General features: G+C 59.4%; 15 protein-coding genes. 10 read left to right on the forward strand and 5 right to left on the reverse strand.

The genetic code is table 11. The features are described 5' to 3' along the window. Positions 1-147: 147 nt before the first annotated feature. Positions 148-1,107 carry a DMT family transporter gene (locus AC1D08_RS25090; RefSeq protein WP_457153310.1) on the forward strand — a complete coding sequence of 320 codons (960 nt, stop codon included), beginning with the start codon at positions 148-150 and terminating at the stop codon, positions 1,105-1,107. Positions 1,108-1,231: 124 nt separating this feature from the next. On the opposite strand, the gene AC1D08_RS25095 is transcribed toward AC1D08_RS25090, so the two are convergent. Further along, a complete protein-coding gene (locus AC1D08_RS25095; protein WP_457153309.1) occupies positions 1,232-2,998 on the reverse strand; it encodes an adenylate/guanylate cyclase domain-containing protein in 1,767 nt (588 codons plus the stop codon). 370 nt (positions 2,999-3,368) lie between these two features. On the opposite strand from AC1D08_RS25095, the gene AC1D08_RS25100 reads away from it, so the two are divergent. Further along, positions 3,369-5,501 carry an adenylate/guanylate cyclase domain-containing protein gene (locus tag AC1D08_RS25100; protein WP_457153312.1) on the forward strand — a complete coding sequence of 711 codons (2,133 nt, stop codon included), beginning with the start codon at positions 3,369-3,371 and terminating at the stop codon, positions 5,499-5,501. A gap of 320 nt (positions 5,502-5,821) precedes the next feature. Here the strand turns inward: AC1D08_RS25100 and AC1D08_RS25105 are convergent, their stop codons facing one another. From AC1D08_RS25105 to AC1D08_RS25120, 4 genes are all read right to left on the reverse strand, one after another. Then, entirely contained in the window at positions 5,822-6,385 is a 564-nt protein-coding gene (locus tag AC1D08_RS25105) for a histidine phosphatase family protein (RefSeq protein WP_457153308.1), read from the reverse strand. 64 nt (positions 6,386-6,449) lie between these two features. Next, a complete protein-coding gene (locus tag AC1D08_RS25110; protein WP_477225615.1) occupies positions 6,450-7,478 on the reverse strand; it encodes an acetamidase/formamidase family protein in 1,029 nt (342 codons plus the stop codon). A 103-nt stretch (positions 7,479-7,581) separates the two neighbouring features. Beyond that, positions 7,582-8,196 carry an ANTAR domain-containing response regulator gene (locus tag AC1D08_RS25115; protein WP_477303341.1) on the reverse strand — a complete coding sequence of 205 codons (615 nt, stop codon included), beginning with the start codon at positions 8,194-8,196 and terminating at the stop codon, positions 7,582-7,584. Continuing rightward, entirely contained in the window at positions 8,193-9,386 is a 1,194-nt protein-coding gene (locus AC1D08_RS25120; RefSeq protein ID WP_477424303.1) for a transporter substrate-binding domain-containing protein, read from the reverse strand. The genes AC1D08_RS25115 and AC1D08_RS25120 overlap by 4 nt, the downstream gene beginning before the upstream one ends. A gap of 439 nt (positions 9,387-9,825) precedes the next feature. Here AC1D08_RS25120 and AC1D08_RS25125 point away from each other — a divergent pair, with 439 nt between their 5' ends. The 8 genes from AC1D08_RS25125 to AC1D08_RS25160 all read left to right on the forward strand — a co-directional run bounded on the left by AC1D08_RS25125 (position 9,826) and on the right by AC1D08_RS25160 (position 13,954). Then, on the forward strand, positions 9,826-10,356 hold the full coding sequence (locus AC1D08_RS25125; protein WP_477417611.1) for a DUF1097 domain-containing protein: 531 nt from the start codon (positions 9,826-9,828) through the stop codon (positions 10,354-10,356). Positions 10,357-10,410: 54 nt separating this feature from the next. After that, the gene (gene nthA, locus AC1D08_RS25130) at positions 10,411-11,025 is read left to right on the forward strand and encodes a nitrile hydratase subunit alpha (protein WP_457154034.1); all 615 of its coding nucleotides are present in this window, start codon (positions 10,411-10,413) and stop codon (positions 11,023-11,025) included. Positions 11,026-11,047: 22 nt separating this feature from the next. After that, positions 11,048-11,362 carry an SH3-like domain-containing protein gene (locus AC1D08_RS25135; protein ID WP_269904301.1) on the forward strand — a complete coding sequence of 105 codons (315 nt, stop codon included), beginning with the start codon at positions 11,048-11,050 and terminating at the stop codon, positions 11,360-11,362. Then, positions 11,359-11,712 carry an SH3-like domain-containing protein gene (locus AC1D08_RS25140; RefSeq protein ID WP_477398516.1) on the forward strand — a complete coding sequence of 118 codons (354 nt, stop codon included), beginning with the start codon at positions 11,359-11,361 and terminating at the stop codon, positions 11,710-11,712. The genes AC1D08_RS25135 and AC1D08_RS25140 overlap by 4 nt, the downstream gene beginning before the upstream one ends. 47 nt (positions 11,713-11,759) lie before the next feature. Further along, the gene (locus tag AC1D08_RS25145; RefSeq protein ID WP_457154032.1) at positions 11,760-12,215 is read left to right on the forward strand and encodes a nitrile hydratase accessory protein; all 456 of its coding nucleotides are present in this window, start codon (positions 11,760-11,762) and stop codon (positions 12,213-12,215) included. Between the two features lie 96 nt (positions 12,216-12,311). Then, entirely contained in the window at positions 12,312-12,521 is a 210-nt protein-coding gene (locus AC1D08_RS25150) for a CbtB domain-containing protein (RefSeq protein ID WP_457154031.1), read from the forward strand. A gap of 15 nt (positions 12,522-12,536) precedes the next feature. Further along, positions 12,537-13,283, forward strand: a complete 747-nt coding sequence (locus AC1D08_RS25155) for a CbtA family protein (protein WP_457154030.1) — start codon at positions 12,537-12,539, stop codon at positions 13,281-13,283. 29 nt (positions 13,284-13,312) lie between these two features. Beyond that, entirely contained in the window at positions 13,313-13,954 is a 642-nt protein-coding gene (locus AC1D08_RS25160; protein ID WP_477424305.1) for a hypothetical protein, read from the forward strand. Positions 13,955-14,075 lie beyond the last annotated feature (121 nt).

Below are 14,075 nucleotides of genomic sequence, written 5' to 3' on the forward strand. Positions count from 1 at the left end.
GAAAGAGCCTATTCGCTCCCTCGAAAGACACATGGCGGCCGAGAGCAGATTCCTTTTCGACCCCATCATTTCAAAACGAATGCACGACCCAACGACGCAGGTTATATTGCCCCACGGGCCAACGTCATCGAAGGGGGAGGGCATGACATGCAGGCAATGCCGATAGCGCATCAAGCCGCGCAACCCGTGGTCGGGCCCGTATCCTCCTTGACCGGCTATCCGACCGCCGTCCTGTGCTGGCTGCTTTCGGCTGGGGTCTATATCGCGGCCAAATGGGTGGCGCCTGAAATGCCGCCCTGGGGCCTCTGCTTCTGGCGGCTGACGCTCGCTTGCGCAATCCTGCTGCCGATTGTGCACCATCATCACGACGCGATGATAGGGCTTTTGCGAACTCGCGCCGTGGAGGTCGTCGCCGTGGGGGCGATCGGCCTCACGCTGTGCCAGGGTATGATCTACCATGGCCTCAACGACACCGACGCCACCACGGCCGGCATCATCATGGCGCTGTCGCCTGTCATGACCATGGTGCTCGCCCGTTTCGTGCTTGGCGAGCCGCTCGGCCTGTGGAAGTCGCTTGGCGCGCTGGTTGCGCTCGCCGGGATGATTTTCATCGTTGCCCACGGGAACCTGACGGCGCTGCTGCAACTCAAGTTCAACGCCGGCGAGCTGTGGATCGTCGGCAGCGCGTTCAGCTGGGGCCTGTACACCGTGCTTTTGCGCCGTGCCAAATTCGGCATCGAACTCCTGCCGATGGTCGTGCTGCTGCTCGGCGCCGGTGCGCTGGTCGCATTGCCTTTCCATTTGTGGGAATTGTTCAACGACGAACGCTCCGCCATGGACGTCCACAGCATTCTCGCGCTCGCCTATCTGGCAGGTCCCGGCGGCGCCTTGATGTACTATCTCTACAACAAAAGCGTGGAAACGCTCGGCGCGAGCCGGGCGAGCATGTTGCTCTATCTGCAGACGGTGTTCGTCGCCATACTCGCCTATCTGCTGCTCGGCGAGGACTTGCACGATTACGATCTGGTCGGTGCGGCCTTCATCGTCGCCGGCATCGTACTCGCCACCGTGGTCAAACCCCGGCCGGCTCAACCACGCGTGGCGTAGAAATCTTGCGCGTGACGGCGAGGAACTGGCCTGGAGCTTGTGGAAGGGGAAGAGTCGCGACTGTTCGAGCCTTTCGGCATAGATTTAATTGCCAGGTCCCTTGGAAAACGGCCCCTTGCCATGCCTAATCTGGCAGGCCCGCCAGACGCCAGCCATCAACAAACGGCTGCGCAGAGCTCCGGCTCTTGAAGGGGGAGTTCGCAGAGAAATCAGCGAACCTCCAATTTGGATTTCCCGCAAGGAATATCCGTGCCTCCTCCTGTGCCTCCGAAACGCGGCCGGCAAGGGCAAGTGCGACAATCAGGTGCTCTCTCGAACCGGTCCCATAGGTTTCTTCCCGGCTTAAGGATGCAATAGCTTCTTCATAGTAACCGGCGGAGATCTGAGCCGCTCCAATAATCCAGAAATACCAACCGGGAGCGCGAGGATTTAAGCGCAGCGCCTCTGCGCACGCCTTCAGCGCTGCTTGCGGTTCGCCTAAATAGGTCTGAAGCTCACCGCTCCATGCCACTGCATCTGCATTGTTGGGATTTATCCGAATGGCAGCATCGAACTGAAATTTCGCCTCATCCCAATTCCGCTCGTGGAGATGAACGCAGCCCACAACCATGCGTGCGTGAGAATCGCCGGGATCGATTTCCACCGCTCGTTGCGCGTGCATTAGAGCCTCTGCGCGACGAGGCGTCTGCGGGCCTCCCCAGATAAACCAACTAAATAGCAATGATAGGGCAAGATTGCTGTGCCCTTCGCAGTAGTTCGGATCGATCTGTACGGCACGTTTCAAATCGTCACAGGCCTCACTGGTGTCTGATCGCGAAACATTCCATTTGCCTCGCGACCTGACACAAAGATCATAGGCTTCCAGATTTGACGGTCGGGAATGGGCAACAATATTCTTGTCACCAAGCTTGCCAGAAATCGCTTCAACGACGCGTCGCGTGACCTCGTCCTGAACGTCGAAGATGTCGGCGATATCGCGGTCGAAGCGCTCGGCCCACACGTGATTGCCGCCTTCGGTCGCATTGATTAGCTGCACATTGACACGCAACCGCTTGTTGGATCGCCGTGCGCTGCCCTCAAGAATATATTTGACGCCCAGATCGCGAGCGATCTGACGGACGTCGGTGGGCTTGCCCTTGTAGGCGAAGGTGGAGTTGCGGGCGATGACGAAGAAGCCGGACACATTCGACAAATCGGTGATGATGTCCTCCGTCAGCCCGTCGGTGAAGAATTCCTGTTCGGCGTCGCCACTCATGTTGACGAAGGGCAGCACGGCAATCGAAGGCTTGTCGGGCAGCGCGAGCGGGTGCGAAGATTTCTCCGGCACGAGAGCGTCAGCCGGTGCCGCGGGCTTGGCCTTGGCGGGAACTCCGACCTGCAGCGAATAGACCCGGATCGGCTCGGCGATGTTCTTCAACTGAACCGCGCCGCGATCGTAGATTGCGATATCGAGCCTTGACTTTACCTGCCAATAGGCTTGCTCGGAAAGACAGATATTGCCGGGTTCGCATATGCCTTCAAGGCGCGCGGCGATATTGACGCCATCGCCCATCAGGTCGCCATCGCGTTCTTGCACGACGTCGCCCAAGTGAATGCCGATCCGGAACTCGATGCGGCGATCATCCGGCACCCCGGCATTGCGCTCAAGCATGGCGTTCTGCACTTCGATCGCGCAGCGCACTGCTTCCACCACGCTGCTGAACTCGACGAGGCTCCCGTCGCCTGTGCGCTTGACGACGCGACCACGATGAACAGCGATGGTGGGATCGATGAGATCGCTGCGCAGCGCCCGCAACCGTGCCAAGATGCGATCTTCATCTGCGCCGGCTAACCGGCTGTAGCCGACCACATCCGAGACCAGGATCGCTGCAATTTTGCGGGCCTCACTCATGTCGTGCTCCCTCCATCCAGTCTGGCACTACTGCCGAGCCAAAGGAAGATAGCCCGCGCCATTGGTCGGATGGTCCGCGTGACCGTTTACTCGCCGGGGTGGCACGGCGCACGGAGCGGCGCTATGCAGTTGGTGAGTATAGTTGCTAAACCCAGCGATAGAACGAGGGGACGGTGTCGGTGCGACCGCGACGTTTCTGCGCAGTGCGGTCCCACGGGCAAATCGACAACGCATTCCACGTCTCGCAGTAAAGTTGGTATGCATACGCGAGGGAGAGGGTAACAGATGAAACATATTCTTGGCCTGCCGTCCGACTCGACGCCGACGCTCCTGTTCCCGAAGGCGTGATGCAAAAGCAATGTCAGATCTCATGTCTTCTCAAGATGTGACCGGCTCATCCCGCCCCGCGGGCTGGGGCTTGGCCGCAAAGCTGTTTACAACCCTCGTCCTTCTTGGCGCGACCGCGGTCCTGGTGACCGGGGTTCTCGGTTACTTCCGCGCCCGCGACGCCCTCGAAAAAGCAGTCTTCGACCAACTCACGGCCGCCCGTCAGACCAAGGCGCGCCAGGTTGAAACCTACTTCCGCACAATCCAGGCGGAGCTGCGCCTGCTTGCCACTTCCAAGATGGTGGTCGATGCGACACGCGAGTTCCGGATCGCGGTCGACCAACTCGACCGGGCAGGCGCGCCGCCTGACCTGCGGCAGAAGGTCGGCGTTTGGTACGCTGAGAACTTCATCCCCGGAATGACGCGCACCCTAGGCAGGGAACCAGCCCTGTCGGACTACCTGCCGGTCGGTGGTGCCCCCTACTATCTGCAGTATCACTACATTGTGGAGAATCCCAACTCGCCGGAGCGGCGCAAGCTTCTCGACGACGCCGGCGACGGAAGCGAATACACCAGGCTGCATGCCATATATCATCCGTTGATGCGCGCTGCGGCGACCACGGTCGGCTTTTTCGATCTCATGATTGCCGATCCCAAATCAGGTCGCCTGATCTATACGGTCGAGAAGGAGGTGGATTTCACCACGTCCCTTCAATTGGGTCCGTACCGTCGCACCAACGTCGCGGCCGCCGTCGCCCGCTGCTCGCAGATCGCAGATCCGTCAGCCATCTGCCTCGAAGATTTCTCCTCTTATGCGCCGTCTGGCGGCGCACCGATCGCCTTTATGGCAGCACCGGTGATTGCCCAGGGCGTCGTCATCGGCGCGCTGGTCGCGCAACTGTCGAATGATGAGATCGACAACGTTGTCACTGGTAACCGCCGCTGGCGGCAGGAAGGGTTCGGCGACACGGGTGAGGCCTATCTCGTCGGACCCGATTATCTGGCGCGCTCAGGCTCGCGGGTGTTCTACGAGAACCGGGAAAACTACTTCGCCGACCTCAAATTCGCCGGCGCTTCGGACGAGGAGATCGCCGCCATTCAGCGCTACGGGACACCAGTGCTGCATCAGCGCGCCGACACCAAGGCCACCCGTGCCGCGCTCGCCGGTGTCGAGGGCACGGGCGAGATCATCGGATACCGTGGCGTCCCGACGCTCGCTTCATGGGGACCGCTCGCGATTTCCGGTGTCAAGTGGGCTCTCGTCGCAAAGATCGACAGCGCCGAGGCCTTCGCACCGATTGCGGAACTCCGCCGGGATCTGCTGTTTGTCGGGGGACTGGCGCTGCTCGTGGTGGCCGCCATCGCCGCCTGGCTTTCGCGCGCGCTGCTCGGACCGCTCCGCGATCTCACTGCCGGGGTGAAACGCTTCTCTGCTGGCGACTATGCGACCAGCGTGCCGGTCCGCACGCGCGACGAGATTGGCGAACTCTGCTCGGCCTTCAATGGCATGGTTGAGGATCTGCACCAGAAGAATCTCGTGATAGAGAACAAGAACCGCGAGAACGAGCAGCTGCTGCTCAACGTCCTGCCGGCACCGATCGCGAATCGGCTGCGCGCTGGCGAGGAGAGGATCGCCGACGGCTTCGCCGAGGTCACGGTCGCCTTCGCAGACCTGGTCGGGTTCACGGCACTGACATCGGAAATGCCGCCGCACGATGTCGTGATGTTTCTCAACGGACTCTTCACGCGCTTCGACGTTGCCGCCAATGATCTCGGCATCGAAAAGATCAAGACGGTGGGCGACTCCTATATGGCGGTGTGCGGCCTACCCGTACCGGTAGCCAACCACGCCGAGCGCATGGTCCGCATGGCCATCCGCATGGTCCACATTACCCGCGAGCACGCCATGGAACACAACGTCTCTATGAAGCTCAGGGTTGGCGTCAACAGCGGGCCAGTGGTCGCCGGCGTCATTGGGAAGAGTAAGTACATCTATGATTTATGGGGTGACACAGTGAACTTGGCGAGCCGCATGGAGTCTGCCGGAGTTCCCGACTCTGTTCAGGTGACGCGCCCCGTCTATGAACAGCTCAAGGACCAATTCGTCTTCGAGCCGCGCGGCGCTATCGAAGTCAAAGGCAAGGGAAAAGTGGAAGCCTGGGTATTGAGATTTTAGGCGCTGGGGGCACCTCCGATGCCGGCTTGCCCTCCACCTATACGCCGTCAATGGATTTCGCCGCGGGCGCGACTGGCCGCCTTCATGCGGTTCGAAGGTCTCGACGAAGCGCATCGGGCCGAAAAGATCGACGCCCTCTATGTGCTCTTCTGATGTCCTGGATGCGGATATCGCACCGCCTTCGCGGATCGTTCAGAACAGATACGACGCCGGGGACCGCGGGCCTTGTATTGCTCGACGAGACAAACGGAGCGCTGGCCACGAAACACGACATATGAAGCGATGAGTCCAAATTATCGGGTTCCGGCCCAAATGAGGCGTCAACCGCACGTGCGAAGGACCCAGCGCGTACCGTCCGAATAGAGACCAATCAAGGAAATTGGCGGGGTATCGATTCGCCAGTATGAAGTTAGCGGTGCCCCCAATATGTGGATCATGGCTGTCCGCACCACCGCCGGGTGAGTAACCGCTATCAGTTGTCCGCCTGCCGACAGCATTGAATCGAGGAACCCTGCAGTTCGGGTGGCCACTTCCGTCAGCGCTTCACCGCCTCCGGGACTATAGGCGGGATCGGCTCGCCATGCGGCAAGCGAACCGGGCTGCGCGGCTTCAATCTCATCTGGCGTCTTGCCCTCCCAGGCGCCGTAGTTCTGGTCTCGCAAGCTGTCGTGGACCGTTGCGCGGAGCCCCATGAAATGGGCTGTTTGCTGGGCGCGTAGCGATGGAGCCACCAACACGCGGTTCGTGTTCGAAAGCTGCTGACCAAGCGCGCGAGCGAGCTCAACCGAGCGCTTTTCCAGTGTCTCGTCAAACAGCGGGAACCCCGCTTTGCGCATTCTCTGCGTGATGCCGCTGCAAACCAGCGTCAGGCGTGTCGCTCTCATACCGCGCGTCCGCGTTTCGGTTCGATGATAGCTGTCTTCGCGGCCAAAGCCTGCAGCAACCAACCTAACAGGTAATAATCGTTTTCCTTACAGCCGCCGCGACGGAATATTTCGGGTCGACAAAATTGCCCAGCCGCACGATGCCGCATTGGCTCAGCAGCATGTAGGCGTCCCACTTGTCGAAGCCGAACTCAGCGACCATCCAGCGGATCAGTTCGCGGTAAGCGATGCGTGTTGCATCCTCAAGGGGTCTGGCACTGCCGATCGCCATAATGAGATCGGCGGTCTCGAGCCGAGGCCAATCGATTGTCCAGCCCTTGATCAAGTCGACACGGATGGTGACGGTCGCCGAATACTCGACCGCCACGCCGCAAACCTCGCCGTCGCCTTGGCAGGCATGCGCATCACCTATGAACACGCGAGCGCCGGGCGAGCGAACGGGCAGGTACGTCACGCTGCCAGGCCCCATGTCCGGCAGGTCCATGTTGCCGCCGTGGTTGTCGGGCGTCAGCGAGTTGATGGAATCGATCTCTGGTGAGCAGCTCAGCGTCCCGATATGAGGCTTGTAAGGGAGCGTGACCCGATCGCTCCAGTAAACATGCTCCTCGTCGAGGTTGATCTTGCGGACCACCTCGGGCAGCGGCTCGTTGAGCATGGCCGTGTACGTCGTACCGGTCAGGGCACCGAACTCCTCGATCATGCAGCACGTGCCGCGTGGGTTCTGGCCGCGTGGCACCATCGACTCTATATAGACCGCAACGGTGTCGCCTTTTTCCGCCCCTTCGACCATGATCGGTCCGTTCTGAGGATTGAGAAACGGCATTCGCAAGAGTTGCGAAGGCTTGTCGGTTTCGTGCCGGATGGCACCCTCGAAGGCGTCACGGGTTTCGACGACGATCCTGTCGCCGGGAGAAATTTTGAGGACCGGCTCGGAATATGGTCCCATCGTATAGTGAAATTTCCCCTGCTTTTCCTCGGTCAGGTGGTGCGTGTTTCGTGCCTCGCCGCGCCCGACCCCGCGCGTTGCCATGATCGATCCCTCGACCCATGGATGCGTGAATGGCAAGGCTGGCTTTGCGGTCTGCGTATTCATCTTTTTCTCCTCCAAAAGACAAAGCCGTGCGAGCGCCGATTTCGCTGGCGTTCGCACGGCGCTGTGCGTATTCAATTTCGATATCGAGGCTCAGCCCTGCCGCCTATTTGCGGGCGGCGGATCTGCTGATTTCGGGAATTGTCGACAGAAAGCTGTCTGCTTGTGCTTCGAGTTCGTGGCAGCATGCTTCGACGGAGATGCGCCGGCGCATACTCTCGTCCCGAATTAGGTGAAATGCCGCGTCGTCATCGATGCCCAACACACTCATGATGCGCAGGATCGTGTGAACCACCAGCGGGCGGCATCGCAGCCGTTCGCGCAGGTCGGCGACCTCGCGCTGAAGGTCGGTACGGTCATTATGGTTGTGGAACGCCGTGACCAGTGCCTGAAACACACCTTTCGAACCTATGGGCGTAATGAGGTAGGCGCTTGGATTCTGGCTAATGGCCCACGCAAGCCGGCCCGGCGTTTCCGAGCCGATGATGGCGATCAGCGGGATCGGCGCCTGCGACCACGGGAACATGCCGTCGAACCCGTTGTCGACGTCGAAGAACACGATATCGACAGGGCCAAAATCCTTGGCTCGCGGCGGCCATTGGCATATGGCTTCGATGTTGAACCTGCGGAGCTGGCTCAACAGGGCGTCCACGTTGCTATCCGCCCTGTGGATGATCAGCGCCGTTTTGTTGCTGAAGTTTGGGATCACTTGCTTGGTCACGACACGACCCTCAGCTTCAGTTGCTGCCGGTCACCGGGCGGCTGATCCTGATCGCGAGAATCCAGCATGAAAGCCGCCCCTTTCAGCGAAGCCAGAAACGGATCGGGCTTGATAGGCTTTTGCGCGGCCGCGACGATAGTGAATTCCGCGCCGGCGCTCGATACGCCGATGCGCGGCGTCAGGTAACAATGGTTGTTTTCCGTGTCGATGCGGATCCGTCCTTGCGGTGCATCGTAAACACAGTCGCCGAGTACGGCGAGTATGTCGGATGCTTTCGTCGAGGCTGCAGACCGAAGCGCGAGTGCAAGCATGTGAACGGAATTGTACGAAGCTTCGGCATCTGCCGAGGTCACCTTCTGCTGGCCGAAACGCGTTCTGTAATTTTCGACAAAGGCATGATTTTGTGGGTTGTCCAGCGACTGGAAGTAGACACTGGAGGTAATGTGGCCGAGCGCTGCGGGATCGCCGATCGTGCGAAGTTCCGGTTCGGAGAGCGTGCAACTGGCGATGGGAATGGAAACGTCGCCTTGGGTTCCTAGTCCAGCATCACGAAAAGCACGCAAGAATGCGTAGCTGGATTCGCCGATAAGCGTGTTGAACACGAAATCGGGCCGTAGGAGACGGATTTCCTCAACGAGCCCGGTAACCTCGGTCGATCCGACAGCCAGATAGCGCTCAGCGAGCACCTCGCCGCCAAAATTCTCGGCGATTTCGCGCATGACGCGATTGCTTTCCCAAGGCCAAATATAGTCCGAGCCGCAACAATAGACGCGAGCGCCGAACCTTGAGGCCATATATTGCGCCAGGGGCACTATGTGCTGGTTCGGCGACGCACCAAGATAGACGACATTGCCGCTGCTTTCGAAGCCTTCGTAGTGCGAGGGATACCAAAGTAGCGCATCGTATTTCTCAACGACAGGCACGATCGCCTTGCGGCTGGAAGAGGTGTAGCAGCCGACGATGTGCGCAACATCGGAGTTGATGATGAGATCCCGGCAGATCGAAGCGTACTCAGCCGTTTCGCCTCCAGGATTTCGAACAAGCGGTGCCAGCTCGAAATCGAAGTCCGGCGATCTGTTGACTTCCTCGACGGCGAGCAGCGTTCCATTGAGCATCGCCTCGCCGACCGTGGCGTATGGCCCGGTCGTGGAAAACAGCACGCCGACCGGGATTTTCGCTTTTTCGCCCAAAATAGCTCAGCCCCAAAAAAATAAGCCCTGAGGCCTTGGAAGGCGTCAGGGCTTCGTTGCCGCGAAGGATCGTCCTGATCCCTCAATTTTTGTTCAAACCGGCTAGCCGGCAAATCCAATCAAATCGTCCGTCAGATCGGCAAAAATGTCAAATTCTATTTCCGACGGTTTGTCACGGCGCTACGGGCATCACATAAGTATCTGTTTTGTTTTACAAAACTCAGGTGATTTGTTGATTTTGCAAAATTCGCATGAATAACGGTTGACAAAGAAAAATTCCTCAGCGACGCTAAATAGGAACAAAAAGCGAGCGCCCAAAAGAGGCGCAGCATGAATAGATAAAGCTCGTGAAAATGCGAGCTTATGGCGATGAGGCCCGCTCACCGGTGACGGTGGCGGGCCTTTTTAGTTCTGAAAAAAGACAATGGGGAACCCGGCAATGAAACCTGTCATAGCAACGGCTCTGAGCGTTGGCGTCCTCGGCGCGATCTGCACCTGGGCGTTTCTTTCCATCGGCACAATTCTGGTCTGGGCGGCTTTTGTCGCCTGGGCCTGCTTCTTCCAGTCGGGCGGCGACGAAGCCGCGCTCAAGAGCACGATCGTCTCGAATATCTTCGGCTGTTTCATGGGCTGGCTAGGCGCTGTCATGATCCTCGGCCTGCCTATCGGCAACTTTGTTGGGCCCCAAATCTGGCCTGCCATCGTGGTGTTCATCACGGTTGTGATCTACATCCTGGCATCGCAGGTTCCGGCCCTGGCTTCCGTGCCGGGCACGACGTTCGGCTATGCCTGCACATTCGCGTTCCTGCTGCAGACGCCTGACCGGCTCGCTTTGGCGAAACTGCTCTCGGCGTCTTTCGAGAACTCGCTGGTGGTGGTTCCGGTATCGATGATCGGCGGCGCCCTGTTCGGTTTCGCATCGGCCAAGCTCGCCGCCGCCTTGACCAAGCCGGCGCTGGCCGTCGCCTGACCGCAAGCTGCCATCCCAGACGGAAATCTTCGAACAATATCAGTGAGGTAAGTCATGAAGAACAACAGTCACACTCATGCTAACGTGCTGATCCCCGAGGTCGGCCTGCGCGTCAAAGCGCTGGAATCTCTGCTCGCCGAGAAGAAGGCGATAGATCCTGCGACCCTCGATCTGATCGTCGAAACCTTCGAGACGCAGATGGGACCCAAGAACGGTGCGAAGGTCGTCGCCAAGGCATGGACCGATCCGCAATACAGGAACTGGCTGCTGGAGGACGGCACCGCCGCCATCAAGAGCCTTGGTTATATCGGCGTGCAGGGCGAGAACATGGTTGTCCTTGAGAACACGCCAAAGGTGCACAACGTCGTCGTCTGTACGCTCTGCTCCTGCTATCCCTGGCCGACGCTCGGCTTGCCTCCCATCTGGTTCAAGTCGGCGCCCTACCGGGCACGGGTGGTGATCGAACCGCGAAGCGTCCTCAAGGAATTCGGGCTCGATATCGCCGATGATGTCGAGGTGCGGGTCTGGGACAGCACGGCCGAGCTCCGCTACCTGGTGCTGCCGATGCGTCCAGCAGGCACTGAAAGCCTGACCGAACAGGAATTGGCCGCTCTCGTTACCCGCGATTCCATGATCGGAACCGGCGTAGCGCAATCACCTTCGCACTAGGCTCTGGCAAAAGGATCAGACCATGAATGGAATTCATGACGTTGGCGGCAAGCACGGCTTCGGTCCGGTGCTGGTTGAACAGAACGAACCCTATTTCCACGAGGAATGGGAGGGGCGGATGCTATCGATGATGATCGCGTGCTTCGCAGCCGGCATCTACAACGTGGACCAGTTCCGGCATCCGATCGAGAAGATGGATCCGCGCCATTATCTGATGTCGAGCTACTACGAGAAGTGGCTCTGCACCGTCGAACAGAACTGCATCGATGCCGGCATCGTTACCCGCGAGGAAGTCGATGCCCGCCATGCCCAACTCATGAAAGGAAAAGCAGCATGAACATGCTCACCCCCGATATGGTGCCGACGGTTCTGGCCACAGGCGATCCGGCCCGCGTCGATGCAAACGTCCCGCCGAAGTTCAAGGCCGGCGACCGGGTAACGGTCGTCAATTTGAACCAGGTCGCGCACAACCGGCTGCCTGCCTATATCAGGGGCAAGGCCGGAACCGTTACTTTCGATCACGGCGTGTTCGTGTTCCCGGACACCAGCGCCCACCGGAATGGCCCCAAGCCACAGCACGTCTACACGGTGGTCTTCACGGCTCGCGAGTTGTGGGGCGACGCCGGCCATCCGCAGGACCGGATGTATGTCGACGCCTGGGACGATTACCTCGAGAGCGCGGACTAGCGCGCTTTCCAGCTTCTCATCCACTCCGGCATGAAGAGGATTTTTCCATGGACCAGAATAGCAGTCTCGATCAGCTTCCCGGCCTTCCACGCAATGAAGGCGGACCGCTCTTTGCCGAGCCTTGGCAACTCACCGCGTTCGGGATCGTTCTCGCGCTTCACCGCAACGGCTATTTCCAGTGGCGGGAATGGGTGAACTACATCAGCGCCGAAATCGAACTCGGCAAGACCTATGGCCTCGACCCGGAAAACCACAACGGGATCTACTATCATCAATGGCTTGCCGCGCTCGAGAAACTGGTGACCGACAAGAAGCTGTCAAGCTTCGATGAGCTGATGGCGCGCAAGGAACAATGGCGTCACGCTGACGAACACCGCAGCTTTGGCGAACCGCTCAGCCTTGACGGACATGATCATGGTCATTCTCATCACCACCATCATCATCACGATCATTCTCATGACCACGATCACAGTTGCCGCGCGCCAGCGACCCGGCTGGCGTGAACCACAAGCCGGCAGCAGCGCCGCAACCGCAGAGTGGGGGCGGACGAACATTTCGTTGCCCAGTCATTCCAACAAACACCGTTCAGGAGAACTTCCATGTCCGAAATCGCTCTTAAACCCGTTGCCCTGCCGGCACCCATTCCGGTTCGCGAGCTTCTGCCTTGGGCCATCTTTGGCGGGCTGATGCTGATGCTGGCGATCTATTTCATCGGTGCCGAAGAGGGCGCGACGTCGCTGATCCGTGGCATGTACGTCCACGAATTCGTCCACGACGGCCGCCATCTGCTCGGCTTTCCCTGCCACTAGCCAAGGAACAATGACATGGTTGGGAGTCTTTTGGTGCGGGGCATGCTAGTTGGCATCATAGCCGGCCTATTTGCTTTCGGTTTCGCCCGTGCGTTCGGCGAGCCGCAGGTCGATCACGCGATCGCTTTCGAGGAACAGCAGGCGCAGGCCGCAGGCGAGGCGCCAGAGCCCGAACTCGTCAGTCGTTCGACCCAGGCCGGTATCGGCCTGCTCACAGGCATTCTCGTCTATGGCGCGTCCATAGGCGGGCTTTTCGCGCTGGTCTTCTCCTATGTCCAGGGACGGGTCAGTGGCTTTGGACCGCGCGGCACGGCAGCACTAATCGCGCTGGTCGGATTCGTCGCGATCATCCTGGTGCCGCAGTTCAAATATCCGTCCAACCCACCTTCCGTGGGTGATCCCGAAACGATCCAGGCGCGCACCCAGCTCTTCTTTGTACTGCTGACCGTGTCGATCTTGGCGGCAGTGGCCTCGATAGGCCTCGCCAGACGCTTGGCATCACAATACGGAATCTGGAATGCCTGGATAGCGGCGGGGGGTGCCTATTTTCTCGTGATATCTCTTGCCGAATATGCGCTGCCGCCGATCAATGAAGTTCCGGAGCAGTTTTCTGCCGCTGTACTGTGGAATTTCCGCCTTGCTTCACTCGGTATCCAGACGGTTCTTTGGACTGCGATCGGCGTGCTTTTCGGAGTGGTCGCCAAGCGCAGGCTGGTCGAGCGTCGCGACGGTCGACCGGTGGCAAGCGTGGCGGTCCGCTAGGCCATTCCGGGATGCCGCGGAGCATCCGGGTGTCCACGCGCGCCGCGGCATGGTGTTTCTGTCTTTTGCTGCTCTCGATGATTGCGGAATCGGCGCAGGCGCATCGCCAGAAGTTAGACCTGGACAGATCAGGTCTTCAAATCCCAGCTTTAACTCACGGCCAAATGGCCGTGATCGCCAACTATCGGAGCGAAATTCTTGATCTGGCGGCCAACCAAGATCGTACGGATCAAATGTTTCGCAGGCTGCTGAATTTCGCCAATCTGCAGTATGCCGCCTGTCTTTGGGGACTGATGCCCGGCAGCATTGGAGATGAAACAAGCCCGTTCAATGAATGCAGCCATGCCTATCTGTCCGCGATGCAGGCAGCGCTGACGCATCTGCGCGAGATGTCGGCAGATAAACCGACCGTCGAGGCGCTGATATCACGGATCGACGCAGACATGGTGCAGAACCGCGCGTCGTTCGTCGTGTGTCAGTTCAGCGGCGAGACCTTCAATACGGCGTCGCTGGTCATCCCGAACTGGGGGAACATCCTCTGGCACCTGCCCAGCCTGGTTGCGGTAGGCATCATCTTTTTGGCGACGATGGCAGGTGTCCTGTTTCCGATTCGCACCTTGCGGCAACGGGTTGGGAAAACCGAGCGGCACCCCATTCCCGGGGACGTCTGAACACCGAAACCTGAAGAGTGGATAACACGGCAGCCAGTCGAGCGCTCGCTGCCGGCCAACGCGAGGTGTTGTCAGCTTCGCACTCGCCACGACCCAAATGCCTTTGTCCTATCCACCAATC

This window comes from Mesorhizobium sp. P2_E6 (assembly GCF_056403835.1).

Coding starts and splice junctions, on each gene's coding strand:
- AC1D08_RS25125 (WP_477417611.1), top strand. CDS start 9,826: ATGAAACCTGTCATAGCAACGGCTCTGAGCGTTGGCGTCCTCGGCGCG.
- AC1D08_RS25135 (WP_269904301.1), top strand. CDS start 11,048: ATGAATGGAATTCATGACGTTGGCGGCAAGCACGGCTTCGGTCCGGTG.
- nthA (WP_457154034.1), top strand. CDS start 10,411: ATGAAGAACAACAGTCACACTCATGCTAACGTGCTGATCCCCGAGGTC.
- AC1D08_RS25100 (WP_457153312.1), top strand. CDS start 3,369: ATGTCTTCTCAAGATGTGACCGGCTCATCCCGCCCCGCGGGCTGGGGC.
- AC1D08_RS25095 (WP_457153309.1), bottom strand. CDS start 2,998: ATGAGTGAGGCCCGCAAAATTGCAGCGATCCTGGTCTCGGATGTGGTC.
- AC1D08_RS25150 (WP_457154031.1), top strand. CDS start 12,312: ATGTCCGAAATCGCTCTTAAACCCGTTGCCCTGCCGGCACCCATTCCG.
- AC1D08_RS25110 (WP_477225615.1), bottom strand. CDS start 7,478: ATGAATACGCAGACCGCAAAGCCAGCCTTGCCATTCACGCATCCATGG.
- AC1D08_RS25145 (WP_457154032.1), top strand. CDS start 11,760: ATGGACCAGAATAGCAGTCTCGATCAGCTTCCCGGCCTTCCACGCAAT.
- AC1D08_RS25140 (WP_477398516.1), top strand. CDS start 11,359: ATGAACATGCTCACCCCCGATATGGTGCCGACGGTTCTGGCCACAGGC.
- AC1D08_RS25105 (WP_457153308.1), bottom strand. CDS start 6,385: ATGAGAGCGACACGCCTGACGCTGGTTTGCAGCGGCATCACGCAGAGA.
- AC1D08_RS25155 (WP_457154030.1), top strand. CDS start 12,537: ATGGTTGGGAGTCTTTTGGTGCGGGGCATGCTAGTTGGCATCATAGCC.
- AC1D08_RS25090 (WP_457153310.1), top strand. CDS start 148: ATGCAGGCAATGCCGATAGCGCATCAAGCCGCGCAACCCGTGGTCGGG.